This is a genomic window from Klebsiella sp. X1-16S-Nf21, assembly GCF_002837615.1.
In the GTDB taxonomy this organism is placed as follows: Bacteria; Pseudomonadota; Gammaproteobacteria; order Enterobacterales; family Enterobacteriaceae; genus Klebsiella; species Klebsiella variicola.
In genome coordinates, this window is record NZ_PJDK01000001.1 from 1 (window position 1) to 17234 (window position 17234).

At 48.5% G+C, this 17234-nt stretch carries 15 protein-coding genes and 3 pseudogenes; 10 read left to right on the plus strand and 8 right to left on the minus strand.

All coding sequences use genetic code 11. The features are described 5' to 3' along the window. Positions 1 to 122 (plus strand): annotated as a pseudogene (locus tag CW267_RS00005) (c-type cytochrome biogenesis protein CcmI); the annotation flags it as partial. Between the two features lie 265 nt (positions 123 to 387). Here CW267_RS00005 and CW267_RS00010 read toward each other — a convergent pair. From CW267_RS00010 to CW267_RS00020, 3 genes are all read right to left on the minus strand, one after another. Then, on the minus strand, positions 388 to 906 hold the full coding sequence (locus CW267_RS00010; RefSeq protein WP_032735827.1) for a GNAT family N-acetyltransferase: 519 nt from the start codon (positions 904 to 906) through the stop codon (positions 388 to 390). A gap of 25 nt (positions 907 to 931) precedes the next feature. Continuing rightward, positions 932 to 1393 (minus strand): GNAT family N-acetyltransferase, encoded by a 462-nt coding sequence (locus CW267_RS00015; RefSeq protein WP_023322784.1) that lies wholly within the window; start codon positions 1391 to 1393, stop codon positions 932 to 934. A 62-nt stretch (positions 1394 to 1455) separates the two neighbouring features. Then, complete coding sequence (locus CW267_RS00020; RefSeq protein ID WP_004175741.1) at positions 1456 to 2058, minus strand: helix-turn-helix domain-containing protein; 603 nt, start codon at positions 2056 to 2058, stop codon at positions 1456 to 1458. Between the two features lie 43 nt (positions 2059 to 2101). Here CW267_RS00020 and CW267_RS00025 point away from each other — a divergent pair, with 43 nt between their 5' ends. The 5 genes and pseudogenes from CW267_RS00025 (at position 2102) to CW267_RS00045 (ending at position 6277) form a co-directional block, all read left to right on the plus strand. Beyond that, complete coding sequence (locus CW267_RS00025; protein WP_012967971.1) at positions 2102 to 2797, plus strand: B3/4 domain-containing protein; 696 nt, start codon at positions 2102 to 2104, stop codon at positions 2795 to 2797. A gap of 32 nt (positions 2798 to 2829) precedes the next feature. Next, positions 2830 to 3300 (plus strand): annotated as a pseudogene (locus tag CW267_RS00030) (dihydrodipicolinate synthase family protein); the annotation flags it as partial. A gap of 228 nt (positions 3301 to 3528) precedes the next feature. After that, positions 3529 to 3891, plus strand: coding sequence for a TonB family protein (locus CW267_RS00035; RefSeq protein WP_023318491.1), 363 nt, complete (start codon positions 3529 to 3531; stop codon positions 3889 to 3891). Positions 3892 to 4069: 178 nt separating this feature from the next. Then, on the plus strand, positions 4070 to 5107 hold the full coding sequence (locus CW267_RS00040; RefSeq protein ID WP_100780927.1) for a S66 peptidase family protein: 1038 nt from the start codon (positions 4070 to 4072) through the stop codon (positions 5105 to 5107). 236 nt (positions 5108 to 5343) lie between these two features. Further along, a pseudogene (locus tag CW267_RS00045) lies at positions 5344 to 6277 on the plus strand (ATP-grasp fold amidoligase family protein). Here CW267_RS00045 and ccrB read toward each other — a convergent pair. Next, the gene (gene ccrB / locus CW267_RS00050) at positions 6274 to 7335 is read right to left on the minus strand and encodes a HAMP domain-containing histidine kinase CrrB (RefSeq protein ID WP_100780926.1); all 1062 of its coding nucleotides are present in this window, start codon (positions 7333 to 7335) and stop codon (positions 6274 to 6276) included. The pseudogene CW267_RS00045 and the gene ccrB sit on opposite strands and share 4 nt — an antisense overlap. Then, on the minus strand, positions 7332 to 8036 hold the full coding sequence (locus tag CW267_RS00055; protein WP_004151175.1) for a response regulator: 705 nt from the start codon (positions 8034 to 8036) through the stop codon (positions 7332 to 7334). Before CW267_RS00055 ends, ccrB begins: the two co-directional genes overlap by 4 nt. A 282-nt stretch (positions 8037 to 8318) precedes the next feature. Here CW267_RS00055 and CW267_RS00060 point away from each other — a divergent pair, with 282 nt between their 5' ends. The 4 genes from CW267_RS00060 (at position 8319) to CW267_RS00080 (ending at position 13588) form a co-directional block, all read left to right on the plus strand. Next, positions 8319 to 8708, plus strand: a complete 390-nt coding sequence (locus CW267_RS00060) for a hypothetical protein (RefSeq protein ID WP_046620353.1) — start codon at positions 8319 to 8321, stop codon at positions 8706 to 8708. Positions 8709 to 8937: 229 nt separating this feature from the next. Then, a complete protein-coding gene (locus CW267_RS00070; protein ID WP_004151176.1) occupies positions 8938 to 9822 on the plus strand; it encodes an ABC transporter six-transmembrane domain-containing protein in 885 nt (294 codons plus the stop codon). 37 nt (positions 9823 to 9859) lie between these two features. Continuing rightward, on the plus strand, positions 9860 to 12976 hold the full coding sequence (gene kexD / locus CW267_RS00075) for a multidrug efflux RND transporter permease subunit KexD (protein WP_100780925.1): 3117 nt from the start codon (positions 9860 to 9862) through the stop codon (positions 12974 to 12976). Positions 12977 to 13051: 75 nt separating this feature from the next. After that, positions 13052 to 13588: a GNAT family N-acetyltransferase gene (locus CW267_RS00080; RefSeq protein WP_049163134.1), complete on the plus strand. Its 537-nt coding sequence runs from the start codon at positions 13052 to 13054 to the stop codon at positions 13586 to 13588. A gap of 128 nt (positions 13589 to 13716) precedes the next feature. On the opposite strand, the gene CW267_RS31140 is transcribed toward CW267_RS00080, so the two are convergent. The 3 genes from CW267_RS31140 to alsS form a co-directional block, all read right to left on the minus strand. Continuing rightward, entirely contained in the window at positions 13717 to 14358 is a 642-nt protein-coding gene (locus CW267_RS31140; protein WP_023322776.1) for a hypothetical protein, read from the minus strand. A gap of 398 nt (positions 14359 to 14756) precedes the next feature. Beyond that, positions 14757 to 15527, minus strand: coding sequence for a (S)-acetoin forming diacetyl reductase (locus CW267_RS00090; protein ID WP_008804546.1), 771 nt, complete (start codon positions 15525 to 15527; stop codon positions 14757 to 14759). Between the two features lie 23 nt (positions 15528 to 15550). Further along, complete coding sequence (gene alsS, locus CW267_RS00095) at positions 15551 to 17230, minus strand: acetolactate synthase AlsS (RefSeq protein WP_060876476.1); 1680 nt, start codon at positions 17228 to 17230, stop codon at positions 15551 to 15553. Positions 17231 to 17234: the final 4 nt, after the last annotated feature.

The window sequence follows — 17234 nt, forward strand, 5'->3', positions numbered from 1 at the left end:
ATGAAGATTACCCCGAAGCCGTGGCAGCCTTGCAGGCGTTACTGGCCCGGCTGCCGGAAGGGGATGCGCGGCGCGAGGCGATCGTCCGCCAGCTGGCGCAAGCGCAGCAGCAGGCGCAGTAACAGCCCGGCGGCGCTGCGCAGGCGCGGGCCAGGGGCATGCCACCAGAAGAGTACGGGCGGCCCTGTTTTTGTAGGCCGGGTCAGGCGCAGCCGCCACCCGGCAAAATAACGGCACAAGAGTGGCACAACCGCGTAGCCCGGATAAGGCGCCACGCGCCGCCATCCGGGATTTTCCGAGCCGGCGCTACGCTTAGCCGCTAGCGCGTGACGTCTCCTGGTGTCGATCACGCCTGCTGTGTGCCAGAGCGGACGTCGTAATGTTTGTTCAGCTAACACCCGTTGAGCGTTTCATAATGATATCTCTCTGGGGATCTGTCCCAACCTGGAAGATATGTTCACCCACCTCGGTAAACCCAAGCTTATGGTAAAAAGAGATTGCCCTTGGGTTATGTTCCCAGACACCTAACCAGACAATATCCGATCCCTGTGCCGCAAATTCAGCAAAGCACTTGTGTATCAGCGCTTGTGCAAAACCTTTGCCATGATAAGGTTCATCGATATACAGACACAGGATTTCCCCGGCGTGAATGCTATTTACACAGGGAGGAAATGCTTCCCACCTCAGTTGGGCATACCCTATCAGTTTGCTTTCGTATTCGCAGACTAATGTAATCCAGTCTTCTCTGAGGATTTCTTGCAACTGAATATCTGTTGAATAACTTGCCTGGCAGTGAAGCTCCATATCCTTCTGAGTATTACCCGCCTCAAACGTTTTTCTAAAGGTGCGTTCGGCTAAAATGGCAAGCTCTTCTGCATCAGAGGGACGGGCCCTACGGATTAACATTTATCATTACTCTCAAAAAATAGTCTTACTTTTGCCCGGGTTTACGATAAATATCGGGTCGATTGATTTGCCAGACAAAATCTGGTTGGTTCAATGGGTTATACCCCAGCTTCTGGTATAGCCAGGGCGCGCTAGAGGTTACCAGCATTATCCGTCGCAGGCGTGACATCACGGGATGGGCGTGACAGCATTCAATCAGCCAACGACCAAGACCACTTTTCTGATACTCGTTCAGCACGTAGACGTCGCACAAATAACCAAAAGTGGCATAGTCGGTGACCAGACGGGCGAAGCCGATTTGTCTTGTTCCATCCAGAAGCGCAAAACAAAGGCTGTTCTGGATTGATATTCTGACCGTTTCAGCATCAATGCCAGGCGCCCAGGACGATTGCGAGAGGTAATCGTGAATGGCTTCCTGCTGAAAAAAGGCGGGATCGGTTGTGACAGTAAACTGGCCTTGGGTAAAACGCAGATGCTGATTATCCACTAAACGACTCCTTGCAAACTTGCTTTGATGAGACAAGCCCTACAGGCATACCGGGCAAACACTCAGGATGTTTTCTCATGTACTGTCATGATAAATACCAGCGGGCTCTCCCCCTGGTTTTCGTAGAAATGAGGAACGTCCGTTCTGGCCGTTGCCGAACAGCCGGTTTTTACCCGATACAAATGGTCCTTTACCCCCAATGTGAGCGTGCCCGACTGAACATAAAACAGTTCAAGCGTTCCTTCCGTGTGGCCCGGTGAAGCAAACTTTTCCCCCGGCTGCATTTCCCACATCCAGAGCTCGGTCATATCAGGCCCACCCGACCCTGCGAGCAGTCTTGCTCTCCCGCCTTTTTCACCTTCCCACAATTCTGGGATCTCATCTTCAGCAATGAGATGCACAGTCGGTTTGGAACTGACATCCACAAAATCAGCCACCGAAACCCCCATCGCGGTAGCCAGGCGGCATAACAGAGCAATGCTGGGATTGGCCCGGCATCCTTCTATCTCAACCAGCGCTCCCTTGCTGACGCCGGCTCGACGGGAGAGTTCATCGAGGGAGATTTTCTTTTGCTTACGATACTGTTTAATTCGCTGAGATACGGCTTCATTCACCGTGTTGACGATAGCATTTGCATCGGTCATTAAATTGACTTTTTTGGTCATCGGTCATTATCATAGAATAAATTAGTCATTAAAGGATTATCACGTGTTAACCGTCTCTCCGTCAATTGCCCCTGAAATTTATCGTATTGCCCCAGGTTTTCGGGCACTCAGTATCTGCGTAAAAGCTGCGCCAGTGCTTCATCCCGACGCTGGAGAAATCGCGCTGCGGGAAGCCTGTGAAGCCGTTCTGGCCGGCGAACCGGAATGGGCGGGATCTCATCTGGCAGCCTGGGCCGACGTTTTTCAAAAGTTTGGTGCTAAACCTAAACGCACCCCTTGCTCAGCTGATGCGTTACGTAAGCGCGTATTACGTGACGGAACGATGCCCGCGCTCGATCCCATCGTTGATCTTTATAACGCCGTGAGTCTCCGCTACGCCGTACCGGTTGGTGGGGAGAATATCTCTGCCTATCAGGGTTCACCACGTCTGGCTGTGGCAAACGGAACAGAGCCTTTTGATACCGTCAAAGAGGGTGAAACGGCCGTTGAATATCCTTCACAAGGAGAGGTTATCTGGTGTGATGACACCGGCGTGACCTGCCGCCGCTGGAACTGGCGACAGGGGATCAGAACCCGTCTGGGCGTGGACGCTCAGCAAATGTGGTTCATTCTGGAAAGCCTGCCGCAGATGCCGCTGGAAAAACTGCACGAAGCCGGGAAGATGCTGACCGACGGCCTGGAAAAAATGATGCCCGGCCTGTGGTTTGACGTTGCTCTCATCGAAGAACAACAGCAGTAATATCCTTCAGGAGAAACAGGTATGTTTAGCGGTTATCGGCGTTTCCATTAACCCCAATAGCCGCCAGCGGCGTGGATGAAAAGGGGTTCAGCCATATGCTTTCCCGCCGTACAGATGCTCGGGTTGATTCTATGGGCATCCTGGGGTCAACCGCACGCTACGCCTATCTGACCCGGGAGCAGCGCAAGCGCGTAGCCACTCTGGCAAAACAGCATGCCGGGGACATCCCGGTTATGGTCTGTGTGGGATCGGTCCGTATCGACGCCATTCTACATCTGGCTGATGATGCCCAGGCAGCTGGCGCGAATGTCCTGTTACTCCCGGCGGTCAGCTACCAGTCACTCCGTGACGACGAAGTCTTCTCACGCTTCGAGGCCGTTACCCGGCACCTGTCTGTACCAGTGTGTATCTCTGATAATCCGGGCACGACGCATTTTACCTTTACGGACGAACTCCATGGTCGTCTCTCATCACTTAAGGGTGTTAGCTCGGTCATGTTCCCTGACGAGCTGACAGCTGGCAAAAGGAATCATTGATACACTCGCTCAGCTCCCACTAGTCCTGATAGCGAAACGACCCCGGGAATGGATGTGGTACGAAGCGCCTGGTAAGGAGGTCAAAGGGATTGCCGCTGAAGACGCGGTATTCACTGATCATTTCATCTGGTAGCCTGTCACTCGCGCCGTTGGTAACGTGAAGATTCATGGTTAATTTTGGAATTCGGACGATTTATGCAAGCTATCAGACTATTCACCCTGATTCTGCCATTGTTCCTGGCACTCTGCGCCGGTATACCGGCCAGCGCCAGCACACCTTCAGGCAGCATTTCCTCTGCAAACACAGCAATTACCACTCATGATAAGAACGGAAACCTCCTGCCGAATGCTCTGCGGATTCAGTATGATGTTGATTCAGATGGCAGAGTTCAGAATGTTAAGATACTGGAATCGACAACGACTCCGGAGTTTGAACATAAAATCATCGAGAAAATGATGAGTAAATGGCGCTTTGAAAAGGGGAAACCGGGAATAGCTAAAAGAGTAGTCGTCATGATCCAACCCAAATCAGCCGGCGGTCCCGCGAATAAGCAGTAAGCACTTTTGAGGATTAGTTGCCTGACGCATCATCTACGCCGGTAAAGTCCCTTGGGTGCCATGAGCAGACCTTTTAAAGGCTCATAGAAAAAACAAGCGGAGTGTTCGCCTGTTAATTTTACATCCTGGCTTTAATTATGGATTATGGAATTCTATATGTTCTGAAAAGGATTTATCCATGAGTGTCCTCTTTCCACCCAGGCTGGCTCCAGGAGATGTTATTGGTGTAACCGCTCCCTCTTCTGGCGTACCTGAACATCTGCATCCCAGACTGGAACTCGCCATAAAAAACCTAAAGAAAAGAGGTTACCAGGCCCGCGAAGGACGCTGCTTACGCTCGCAGCACAAAAATAAAAGCGCCACTAAATTTTCTCGCGTTGAAGAATTAATGTCTTATCTTACTGACCCAGATATAAAAGCTGTTATGCCACCTTGGGGCGGTGATCTGGCGATGGAATTACTTGATTTGATTGATTTTGATCTGTTGTCCCGGTCTAAACCAAAATGGTTTGTGGGCTTTTCAGATCTTAGTACACTTCATTTCCCACTGACGACGATATCGGGCTGGGCTACTTTGCATGGGCCGAACCTCATGGATCTTGGCGCTCAAAAGTTAGATGCCACCACTCAGGCCGTATGGGAAATTCTGGAATCGAATCGGGGAACTGTAATCAAACAGTACTCTTCAACAGCATTTCAAGCGGATGAAAATCAATGGGGAACAGCGTCAGACGGAGGTTTCAATCTGACCCAAAAAACACAGTGGAAATGCCTTGATGGTGTTACATCTTCTCTGACATTTAGCGGGAAACTGATCGGCGGCTGCCTCGAAATAATATCCAGGTTAGCAGGTACACCATTCGGGAATGTGCCCTTGTTCAAGGCGAGCAATAGCCCTCAAGGAATAATCCTCTATTTTGAAAATGTGGAAATGGCTCCCTGTGAATTAACACGCGCATTATTTAGCTTACGATTACAGGGTTGGTTTGATAATTTAAATGGTGTTCTTATCGGCAGAAGTGCTGCACCCGACGTAAGCGACCCGACTAAACATAATTATCTGGATGCCCTTAAAGCCGCTTTTGAGAATATTGCCGTGCCCGTACTGTATGATGTTGATATTGGCCACATACCTCCTCAAATATCCCTGGTCAATGGAGCCGATGCGACGGTATTTTTCGCTGAAAATGGTAGCTGGGTAACTCAGCAGTTGTAGATAAGGCATTATTAATAATAAAGGCGGGCCTTGCTGTTCTTTTGCACTGAAGATCCGCTCTTCGTTCAGAGCGGATCTTCAGTGCAGTTAACTTTTCCGATTCGTGCAAGGCGCGGACAATGGTCCGGATTAATTTCTGTTAATAAAGAAGCAAGTCGGTCCATATACTCTCCATAATTTGCAAAAAATAAATCAACAAACCTCTGTCAGAATTTCCTTTCTGAACCGGAGGCGTTATGAACAAAATAAACTATCAAATCAAATACATTGAATATTTGTTGAGAAAATGCAGAACAATTTTGACTAATGACATTTCATTTCATGCAGACAGGTTAAGAGAAATATCTGGCACATATCCGGATTTACTCAACCCTGTAACGCTTAATGAGAAAATTTGCCATCGCATTTTATTTATCCACAACCCATTTTATACATTGCTTGCTGATAAACTTCTGGTCAGGCAGTATGTTGAGAAACGGACTAATTTAATTAAGCTTATTCCTTTAGTAGGTGTTTATAACAGAGTTGATGATATTGATTTCGACAAACTTCCCTCAAAATTTGTTTTGAAATGCAATCATGATAGTGGTAGCGCGGTCATATGCACGGATAAAACGAATATTGATCCCGCTAAGGTTAAAAGCAAATTAAAACTATCTCTTAAAAAGAATATGTATTATACGACCCGAGAATGGCAGTATAAAAACATACCACCCGTGATCCTATGCGAAATGTATCTGGATCTATTTTCCAGTAAACACCGAAATATAACTCCGGAAATGATAAGAATACATTGCTTTCACGGTGTGGCATGTTTTATCGAGGCCGACTTTACTGACAGCGATGGAAACGAATTCATTAACGTTTATGACAGAGCGTGGAATTTACAACCCTTTCAGATGGAGTACCCAAACACGCCATTGCCGGTTGATGAACCCGAATCATTTCATAAATCCGTTATTGCCGCCCAGGACTTAGCAAAAGAAATAGACTACTGCCGCGTCGATCTTATGCTAAAAGGAGATGACATCTATTTCAGCGAAATAACATTAAGCCCCAAAAGAGGAAAACTTAAAATCACCCCATCAATTTGGGACGCAAAACTCGGCAGTATGTGGGATCTCTCTTGCTAAAACAGGTTCGATCGAGCCTGTGTATTCATGCCCTTAAACAGGCCATGAGAGTTTGAAAAGTGAGCCATTTTCTGGTGTTAAACTATAGCTAACGTCTCCGCCGTGGGCGCACATAATGGCTTTAACTACCGACAACCCTAAACCACAACCCTCTGGATTAATATTTTTGGCGTATTCTCCTCGCTGAAAAGGCTGGAATAAGGACTTCTGGAGTTCTTCAGGAATTCCAGGTCCTTTGTCCTGAACGATAATAAAATTATCGTTTCCTGCAATACCATTCTTTATTAACAGCGTTTGTGGTGTGGAATATTTTAAGGCATTGTCAAAAAGAACGGTGAGGCACTGAATAATGCGTAAGGGATCGCAAACGCAATACTGATGGTTAATCTCAGTGACAATTTTGAAATGCTTTTTATCAAAGTCCGGCCAAAAGGTATCAAGCGCATTTGAAATCGTGGACTTGAGATCGACTTCACTCAGCATCAAGGAGTACCCAGCGCCTCCTGACGAACTCACGACGCGGAGATCCTCAATTAAGTTGGTCAGACCTTCAGTTTGTTTAAGAAGGTTCCTGAATAACGACGGTTCTGGTTCGAACACGCCGTCAACCAGTCCCTGAAGCCTCCCACGTAAGATAGTCACCGGCGTCCGGAGTTCATGAGCAATTGCAGCATTCCATAAATTTCGCTGCGCATCCAGCGTCTGTAACTTTTCAGCCATCTCATTAAAGTCATTGACGAGCCTATTCATCTCTCCCAACTTAGAACTGCTGTTAAATGCTCTGGCACTAAGGTTTCCCTGAGAGATTTGTTTCAGGCTGTATGCGACGTCATTGAGTGGGTTGAATATTCTTGCAGACAGCTTTACGGTAAAGAAAAGTGCAACGACCAGACTGGTAACGGACGCCATCAGAATCCACATCCAGTCAAGGAATGTCATAGCATCTTCACTGCCTTCGTTCATTCCACCCGGCAGGTAATAAATCAGGAAACTATAAAATAAGTAGGAACCGAGTATTGCAATGGCAATAATAAAAAACGTTAACAACAACATATATGTCAAAATCTGACGGCTCAGAATCGTTTCTTTGTTCATTTTTTGTCACCCAACCGGTAGCCTAATCCTCGGATGCTTTCCGGAATGCCCTTCAATCCGGCATGTTCAAGCTTTTTCCGAAGTTTACTCATATGACTGTCTACAGTACGATCCAGCGAGTCTCCCTCAGGTAAACACGCATCGAGTAACTCTTCACGTGAACAGACTTTTCTCGGGTTTCTCGCCAGATAGGTTAAAAGCTTAAACTCAGTGGTGGTTAATACTGGCGTGGAAACCTCACCTTGTGCAGTGATTTCAACGTAAAACTCATCAGGATAAATCGTTAAAAAAGGCGTTCTTAAAGGCCGTGAATGTGTAGACTCTGCAACCGGTCTGGTTCTGCGAAGCACAGCTTCAACCCGGGCAATAACCTCAGATGGATTAAAGGGTTTTATCACATAATCGTCAGCCCCGAGTCGTAGCCCCATCAGTTTATCTACGTCTTGATCCAGTGCTGTCACCATGATGACCGGTACATTCGTTTCCTTTCTTAACGTGGTGAGAACATTCCAGCCATCGTACACGGGCAGGTGGATGTCCAATAGCAGTAGATCAGGCTTGTTCAGACGGGTAAGATTGATTGCCTGCTCACCGTCTTCGGCTCTTAAGGTTTTCATACCTGCCTTACGTAAATAGCCTGTCAGTATGGCAGCGATGTCATCATCGTCTTCTGCGACGATAATCAGATTGTTGTTGTTCATATTTTCTTCCACAGTGCTGATGACAACATGCATTTTACCCTGAAAGCACTTTTATCGTCATGCTTAAAGTTCTTTAACTCAATTACAAACATTAATTTTCAATTTAATGTGTTTTGACAGGTATTTTTTGGAAAAGTTCATCGGGAAATTATCCTTAAATTTTACCAGCCATGCTCTCCATATTCACTACACATTTTATAAATAATTAATCAACATCGCTAAGTGATAATCTACAACCAGGTTAAGTGTTTCATGCAATATGTACTTTGTCTTAGGAGTTTTATGGTGTTGACTAAATGTTTTTTCCGGCGCGAGAATTTGATGGCCTCACTTTTATTTTGCATCGTTTCATATGGGTTGTTATCTACCTGGCTTTACCTTGTGCATTCAATTAATGAAAAAGTAGAATCCACATTACCCTCATCATTACTGATTCGTGTTTTGATAATCATTACAGCATTATCATTTATTATTCAGAAAAAACCTGGAGTTTTTAAAAATTTCATCGTAATAACATTCGGTCTGATTTTACTGTTTATACACACCATCATTGTATTGCATCTGCTTTTGAATACTTTTCCAGATATCTATGATTTTGTTTTTTATTATGAATTTTTTTTAATGGTTTTCTTTTGCGGACTACCTTTATGTTTATGTATAAGAATGGTTTGATATTATGCAATGTCAACATGATACATAACCTCAGGAGTGAGTACACATATCCTCCATAAAACATCCATTCACGATTGACATCATCACGTTACACTTAGCACATGGATTTATGACTGCTCTTTTCTGCTGTCTCGTTTCACTTAGCTGACATAATAAACCAACTGCAGAACCCTTTACACACAGATGTTTAATATAATTTATCATGATTTATAAAGGCAACGACAAACCTATGGCCCCCGGGGTTGCTATCTCACTTAAGAGACTTGCCTGGCGGCACAGAAAGAAATTGTGTATTACTTTCATGCTGGTTATTGCTGAAAACGTTGCATTCCTGCTCTACCCCGTTCTGGCAGGCATGGCGATAAATGCCATCCTGGGCGGACAGACGTCACATGCGGCCCTTTATGGCCTGATGGTTCTGTTCATGTGGTGCATGGGAGCCGCCAGACGTAGTGTCGATACGCGAACGTTTGCACGTATCTACGCAAGTCTTGCTGTGACTGTAGTATTATCCCAGCGAAAATATTCACTTAATCACTCGACTATTGCTGCGAGAGTCACTCTATCACGTGAATTTGTAGATTTCTTCGAGTTGCACCTGCCCGTATTGATCACCTCGATCATTTCCCTTTTCGGCGCAGCAATTATGCTGTTATGGATTGAATTCTGGACAGGTATAGCCTGTTTGATCATCGTGGCAATACTGATGTGTTTTGTCTCAAGCTATGCCAGCAAAAATGAGACATTCTACAGACGGCTGAATAATCGCCTTGAGAAAGAGGTCGATTATGTTAATAAGGCGTCTTTTGGTGCTCTTAAGCGACATTATGACACACTTGCCCGTCTGCGCGTGGTGTTATCCGACAGAGAGGCATGGGGATATTTATCAATAGGCCTTCTGGTTTCTGCTCTCTTTTCCATGACCATTATCAGGATGAGCATGGAATCCGGAATTAATGCCGGACATATTTATTCCGTCATGACCTATATGTGGATGTTTGCAACAAGCCTGGATGACGCACCACAACTTCTTGAGAAATTTTCCCAGCTCAGGGATATCGGTAAACGGGTTTCGACTGACGATGAGACCTCTTTATCAGGAAAACCATGCTGAACTTTTACCCTTTGTATGTTGACTGGAAGTACACCTGATGCCGCACTTTTTCATTGAGCGCCCCATCTTCGCATGGGTTATTGCCCTGTTTATTGTTCTGACGGGACTGTTGTCCATACCTCGTTTACCGGTTGCGCAATACCCTGAAGTTGCGCCACCCGGTATTATCATTTCAGTGAGTTACCCTGGAGCCAGCCCGGAAGTGATGAACACATCCGTCGTGTCTCTGATCGAGCGTGAAATTGCGAGTGTTGACAATTTACTCTATTTTGAATCTTCCAGTGACACGACAGGGATGGCGTCAATTACGGTAACTTTCAAACCCGGCACCGACATCAAACTCGCCCAGATGGATCTGCAAAACCAAATTAAAATTGTAGAATCCCGCCTGCCGCAGTCGGTAAGACAGAATGGGATAAATGTTGAGGCAGCTAATTCCGGTTTTTTAATGATGGTGGGGTTAAAATCGCCAAGCGGAGCCTATCAGGAAGCTGACTTAAGCGATTATTTCGCAAGGAATGTTACTGATGAACTCCGTCGCGTACCTGGTGTAGGTAAAGTCCAGCTTTTTGGCGGAGAAAAGGCACTCCGCATATGGCTGGACCCGATGAAATTACACAGCTATGGGCTCTCTGTTACGGATGTATTAAGCGCCATCAGTCAACAAAACGTGATTGTTTCACCGGGCAGAACAGGAGATGAACCCGCGACGAGCAGTCAAGAGGTGACCTATCCAATAACGGTAAAAGGGCAGCTCTCTTCGGTTGAAGAATTTCGCAATATCACGATTAAATCACAGGTCTCAGCCGCCCGGGTGACACTGGCAGATGTTGCCCGCGTGGAATCCGGGTTGCAAAGTTACGCATTTGGCATCCGTGAAAATGGCGTGCCTGCAACGGCAGCCGCCATTCAGTTGTCTCCTGGTGCAAATGCGATTAGTACTGCGTCGGGTATCCGCGCGCGGTTAGCAGAACTGTCCGGTGTGCTTCCCGAGGGAATGACATTCACCGTGCCTTTCGATACGGCTCCATTTGTAAAGCTATCGATATTGAAGGTAGTTGAGACATTTGTTGAAGCCATGGTTCTGGTCTTTTTCGTGATGCTGCTTTTCCTTCACAAGATACGCTGTACGCTTATTCCTGCGATTGTGGCACCCGTGGCGCTGCTCGGCACATTTACCGTAATGCTATTAAGTGGTTATTCCATCAATATTTTAACCATGTTTGGAATGATACTGGCCATCGGGATTATTGTTGACGATGCTATTGTTGTGGTGGAGAACGTCGAACGACTGATGGAAGACAAAAAAATGTCTCCACAGGATGCAACGCGAGAAGCGATGCGTGAAATTACGCCGGCAATCATTGGTATTACGCTGGTGCTCACTGCGGTGTTTATACCAATGGCCTTTACCAGCGGTTCTGTGGGTATTATTTATCGACAGTTCAGCATTTCGATGGCGATATCCATTTTACTGTCGGCATTCCTGGCGCTGACGTTAACGCCTGCGCTTTGTGCAACCCTGCTCAAACCACATGGTATTCATCAGGGTAAAAGCAGCGTATTTTCAGCGTGGTTTAACGCTCACTTTCATCGCCTGACTTCGTTTTACGCCACTGGTCTGGGATTTGTACTGAAGCGTACTGGCCGTATGATGATGATCTACGCTGCATTATGTTTGGCATTGTTTGCCGGGCTGTCCACCTTACCATCATCATTTATACCCGATGAAGATCAGGGTTATTTTATGTCCTCAATCCAGCTTCCTTCTGATGCCACGATGCAGCGGACGCTTAAGGTCGTCGATACATTTGAAGAGGAGATCGCCCATCGGCAGGCGGTAGAAAGTAACATTATGATTCTGGGATTTGGTTTTTCAGGGTCAGGCCAAAATTCGGCCATGGCATTCACCACCCTCAAGGACTGGAAACAACGCAAAGGAACCACGGCACAGGAAGAAGCTGACCATATTCAGTCCCAAATGGCAAACGTGCCGGACGCCGTAACAATGAGTCTGCTGCCTCCGGCTATTTCTGATATGGGAACCTCATCCGGGTTCACTTATTATTTACAGGACAGAGGGGGGAAAGGCTATCAGGCACTCAAAAAGGCGGCCGATGAGCTTATTGTACAGGCAAATCATAATCCTCACCTTACCGATGTCTATATTGATGGACTTGGTGAGGGAACAAGCCTTTCCCTGCATGTCGACAGGGAAAAAGCGGAAGCCATGGGGGTTTCGTTTGATGAAATAAATCAAACCATCTCGGTTGCAGCAGGTTCCAATTATGTTAATGACTATACCAATAATGGTCGAGTTCAGCAGGTTATCGTCCAGGCGGATGCGCCATACCGGATGCAGCCTGAACAACTTTTGGCTTTGTCTGTCAAAAACCGTCTGGGGCAGATGCTTCCATTATCCACTTTTGTGACGCTTTCGTGGAATGTAGCACCGCAGCAACTGATACGCTATCAGGGATATCCTGCCATACGCATAACCGGGAGTTCCGCACAGGGAAAATCGTCAGGTACCGCAATGGCGGCAATGGACAATCTGGCTAAGCACTTACCACCGGGGTTCGCCGGTGAGTGGGCGGGAAGTTCGTTACAGGAAAAAGAGTCTGCATCACAGCTTCCGGGTCTTATTGTGCTCTCGGTACTGGTGGTATTCATGGTGCTGGCTGCTCTTTACGAAAGCTGGTCCATTCCCTTCGCGGTCATGCTCGTTGTTCCTCTGGGGCTGCTCGGCGCTGTGCTGGCCGTATCCGTTACAAATATGACGAATGACGTCTTTTTCAAAGTGGGTCTGATAACCCTGATTGGACTTTCCGCCAAGAATGCGATTCTGATTATCGAGTTCGCGAGACAATTGATGAAAGAAGGAAAGAGCCTTATTGACGCGACATTGACGGCTGCAAAGCTACGCTTACGGCCAATTCTGATGACTTCTCTGGCTTTCACATTAGGTGTTGTTCCGCTGATGCTTGCCAGTGGAGCCAGCGCCAGCACGCAGCACGCGATTGGTACCGGTGTATTCGGCGGGATGATTAGCGGAACGCTACTGGCCATTTTATTTGTTCCGGTATTTTTCGTGACGATCACACGATTTACAGGCATGCGAAAATACAGACTGGGGAATAGCCGAAACGGCTAATCTCTGCCCTGTGTTCCGGCCAGTTTAAAGCAGACTTCTTGCTGAACTGGCTGGCATTACATTATCAAGGACATTATGACCATCATTACCACTCAAAGATTAATCATTCGCCATTTTAAGGAAGAGGATGCGGCAGCTCTTTTCGATTACCTCTCTTCACCACGTACTCCTTGCTTTAAGGATGAAAAGTTACATTCACTCGCTGAGGCAGAGGTCGACGTGGCTAAACGAGCCTCTGACCCAACACAGTTTGCCGTTTGTCTAAATGAAACCGATACGTTAATCGGACATCTTTTTGCGGACAATAGCAACGAGCCAGACAGCAATACCTGGTCAGTAGGCTGGCATTTTAATCAACGTTACGAACATCAGGGATATGCAAGCGAGTCAGTTACTGCACTGTTTGATTATTTATTTAAAGTAAAAGGCGCCAGACGTTTGTATGCCTGGGTGGAAGATTATAATTACTCCTCTCAAAAACTATGCGAACGACTACTTATGCGACGTGAAGGATGTTTTAAAGAATTTGTCTCCTTTGAAAACGAGGAGGGTAAAGAAAGGTATGACGACACATACATCTATGCGTTACTGCATAAAGAATGGACGAAGTAGAGGACGAAGAAAAATGTCCGCTCCTCGCTCATGGCGGACCTTTGGCTCAGTTAACAGTTCGCGCCGTGCCAGAAGCGGATCTCGCTTACTGCCAGGTATCAGTATTTACGGGAAGCAGATCAGCCAGGCTAGGGATATCTATTATTGAGTATTGAACTGAAATCGTATGTCTTGGATTTAAAATCGTTTGCGGGTGGGATATAGGCATTGAGCTTTTTACTGATGCTTGATACTCTCAGAGCACAAGCAGCGACCCAACACCATACTATAAAAGCCACAATAACGACGTATAGAGATTTCAAAATCTCTATACCATCACTCTGTGAAGAACCTCTGTATATCTCAGCACCGATATATAATAGCAACGATATTAACACAAAAGGTATTATCCACTTATGGAATTTATGAGGGTATATATTCCCGTTAGTAATTGTGTACATGCCCTGATAACGCAAGACTGCCTTCAAGGACGGAATTAATGACTGTGCATAATCGGAGCTCAAGCATATGATTTTATAAGATAAATGCCAATCTCTATGCAGTCCGAACGACTGTAGGCGGAACTGCTGTTCCGCCTTTGCTAACGGATCGGAGATGGGTACAGAAGAGGTTCTAAGCCATTCGACTGCTTTTATCTGCTCGGAGGGTGAGCGTGAAAAAAAGTCTCTGCGATGAAACTGAATATACTTTTTTGTAATCGCTCCAATGATAGTAAGAATGACTGCGGAAACCACTTGGTTACTAAATAGGTCCTTTATTACCGATATCATAGCTTTTCTCCTGCTTATCTAATTTCTAAAAGAGATAATATTTTATTTTTTAAAAGCTAAAAAATTTGGTTCCTCAATTTTATAGCAACTACAGTTCCTTTCAAAAGATCTCAGTCTAAAGAATACTACTTTCTCCAGCAGCAACTCCATTACCTGTGGTTTAACACGTAGCATAAAGTCATCAATGGAGCTATCCCGTTCCCGAACTTCCGCTCCTCGCTCAAATCAGACCTTCATCCCAGTCAGATTGCCCACGTCGTGCCAGAAGCGCAAGTAGGAACGCCAGAAGCCCTCAAGTATTGATGCTTCGTTTCCCCGGGATGCTTACACTTACACTCAAACCAAAAAAAAGCCCCTGCGCGAAAGCAGGGGCAAGCCATGTCAGAGCTTATTTTTTATTAGTTAAATACCATCCCGCCGTCGATCAGCAACGACTGACCGGTCATGTAATCAGAATCCGGGCTGGCAAGATAGGAGACGCAGGCGGCGACATCTTCCGGCTCGGACAGACGACCGAGAGTGATGCGTTTGGCGAACTCGGCGGTACCGTAGCCCAGCGGTTTACCGGCGGCTTCGGACACCTGGCGGTCAATTTCGGCCCACATTGGCGTTTTGACAATCCCCGGGCAGTAGCCGTTGACCGTGATGCCCAGCGGCGCGAGGTCGCGAGCGGCGGTCTGGGTTAAGCCGCGAACCGCGAATTTACTGGAGCTATACACCGCCAGTTCCGGGTTGCCGACGTGGCCGGCCTGGGAACAGGCGTTGATGATTTTCCCGCCGTGACCCTCTTTCTTAAAGGCCTCGACCGCCGCCTGAATACCCCAGATCACCCCTTTGACGTTGATGTTGTAGACTTTGTCGACAATCTCCGGGGTAATGGACTCGATCGGCGTGGACGGCGCCACGCCGGCGTTATTGACGATGACGTCGAAGCCGCCCAGCGTTTTGCGCGCCTGTTCAACGGCGGCAAATACCTGGTCGCGGTCAGAAACATCCACTTTCACCGCCACGGCGTGTCCGCCGGCCTGGTTGATTTCCGAGGCGACCGCTTTGGCTGTGGCATCGTTATAATCGGCAATGGCCACGGCAAATCCATCCTTCACCAGACGAAGGGCGATAGCTTTACCAATCCCCTGGCCGGCGCCGGTAACAAGTGCGACTTTTTTCATTTTCCTTTCCTTATTGTGATGACTTACAGAATCTGACTCAGATGGAGCTGGCCCATCAGCAGCGGGTTATCGCGATAATCCACCGGGATGGCCACCACCGCCGGGCCGTCGACGTCCATCGCCGCGCGCAGCGTCGGTTCCAGCGCCTCGGCGCTTTCCACGGCAAACCCTTTGGCGCCGAAGGACTCGGCATAGGCTTTAAAATCCATCGGCCCGAACTCGACGCCGGACAGGCGCTGGTATTTTTTCTCTTCCTGGATGGCCACCATGTTGTAGCCGTTATCGACCCAGATGAGATGCAGCACGTTGGCTTTGAGGCGGACGGCGGTCTCCAGCTCCATGCTCGACTGCAGGAAGCCGCCGTCGCCGGAGACGGAGACCACTTTGCGCTCAGGATTGACCAGCCAGGCGCCGATGGCCCAGGGCAGGGCGACGCCCATGGTCTGCTGGCCGTTGGAGATCATCACCTGACGGGCGCGGAAGCTGTACAGGTAGCGGGCGATCCAGATATGGAAACTGCCCATGTCCACGGTCAGCGTGACGTCGCTGTTGACGATATCCTGCATGGCGCGAACGATGCGCAGCGGATGCAGGGCAAACTGATTCAGCTGCGCGCCGCGGCGGTCCAGCAGTTCGCGCTGGTGCTGGCGGTCGCGGAGGATCTCCGCCGCCTGCGGGGAGAGCACCAGCCGGTGATCGATATTTTGCGCCAGCTTGTTGAGGGTGCCGGCGATATCGCCCACCAGCTCGACATTCGGGGTGTAGTTGCGCTCTTCATAGGCGGGCAGCACGTCGATATGCACCAGCGTCGCGTTGCCGCTGTTCCACATCGCCGGTTCATATTCCACCGGGCTGTAGCCGATGCAGATCACCAGGTCGGCGAGCTGCAGCAGACGGTCCCCGGCCTGGTTGTTAAACAGCCCGACCCGACCGGCGAAGCGAGAGAAGTTATCCTGATTCACCGCCCCGGCGGCCTGATAGGTGCTGGTGACCGGAATATGGCTGGCCTCCAGCAAACGGCGCAGCGCCGCGCTGTTTTCCGGCTGGCTGGCCATCAGGCCGAGCAGGAAGATCGGGTTCTTCGCCTGAGCGATAAGCTTCGCCACCTGGTCGATGGCGTCATCCGGCGCGGCGCCCATCTGCGGAGCCCGGCTGGCCGGCAGTACTTTACCGCTGACCGGGCCATCGACCACATCCTGCGGCAGGCTGACGAACGCGCTGCCCGGGCGGCCCTGCTCGGCGGCGCGGAAGGCGTTAGAGACCACTTCCGCCAGCGCATCCGGCGCCGTCACCTCGACGGCGTATTTGGTGACCGGGCTGAACATCGCCACCGTATCCATACTCTGATGGACCTGCTTCGCCTTATCGGCGCGTTTCACCGCCCCGCCCAGGGCCACCACCGGGTCGCCTTCGCTGTTCGCAGTGGCCATGCCGGTGATCAGGTTGGAACAACCCGGACCGGAGGTGACCAGCGCCACGCCCGCTTTGCCGGTAATGCGTCCGACCGCGGCGGCCATAAACGCGGCGTTGGCTTCGTGACGTACCGGAATAATGCGAATCGAGGAATCCAGCAGTGAGTCGAACACCTTGTCGATTTTGGCGCCGGGGATACCGAAGATCTGACGTACGCCTTGCGCTTCCAGCTGGCTGACGACGAGATCGGCGCCGTGCGCCCACTGGCGTACCGGATACTGTTTGTCCATGTGA

Excerpts from the sequence above, each read along its gene's own strand:
- CW267_RS00010 (WP_032735827.1), bottom strand. The coding sequence starts at position 906 with ATGTTAATCCGTAGGGCCCGTCCCTCTGATGCAGAAGAGCTTGCCATT.
- CW267_RS00020 (WP_004175741.1), bottom strand. The coding sequence starts at position 2,058 with ATGACCAAAAAAGTCAATTTAATGACCGATGCAAATGCTATCGTCAAC.
- CW267_RS00035 (WP_023318491.1), top strand. The coding sequence starts at position 3,529 with ATGCAAGCTATCAGACTATTCACCCTGATTCTGCCATTGTTCCTGGCA.
- CW267_RS00040 (WP_100780927.1), top strand. The coding sequence starts at position 4,070 with ATGAGTGTCCTCTTTCCACCCAGGCTGGCTCCAGGAGATGTTATTGGT.
- ccrB (WP_100780926.1), bottom strand. The coding sequence starts at position 7,335 with ATGAACAAAGAAACGATTCTGAGCCGTCAGATTTTGACATATATGTTG.
- CW267_RS00055 (WP_004151175.1), bottom strand. The coding sequence starts at position 8,036 with ATGAACAACAACAATCTGATTATCGTCGCAGAAGACGATGATGACATC.
- CW267_RS00060 (WP_046620353.1), top strand. The coding sequence starts at position 8,319 with ATGGTGTTGACTAAATGTTTTTTCCGGCGCGAGAATTTGATGGCCTCA.
- CW267_RS00070 (WP_004151176.1), top strand. The coding sequence starts at position 8,938 with ATGGCCCCCGGGGTTGCTATCTCACTTAAGAGACTTGCCTGGCGGCAC.
- kexD (WP_100780925.1), top strand. The coding sequence starts at position 9,860 with ATGCCGCACTTTTTCATTGAGCGCCCCATCTTCGCATGGGTTATTGCC.
- CW267_RS00080 (WP_049163134.1), top strand. The coding sequence starts at position 13,052 with ATGACCATCATTACCACTCAAAGATTAATCATTCGCCATTTTAAGGAA.
- CW267_RS31140 (WP_023322776.1), bottom strand. The coding sequence starts at position 14,358 with ATGATATCGGTAATAAAGGACCTATTTAGTAACCAAGTGGTTTCCGCA.
- CW267_RS00090 (WP_008804546.1), bottom strand. The coding sequence starts at position 15,527 with ATGAAAAAAGTCGCACTTGTTACCGGCGCCGGCCAGGGGATTGGTAAA.
- alsS (WP_060876476.1), bottom strand. The coding sequence starts at position 17,230 with ATGGACAAACAGTATCCGGTACGCCAGTGGGCGCACGGCGCCGATCTC.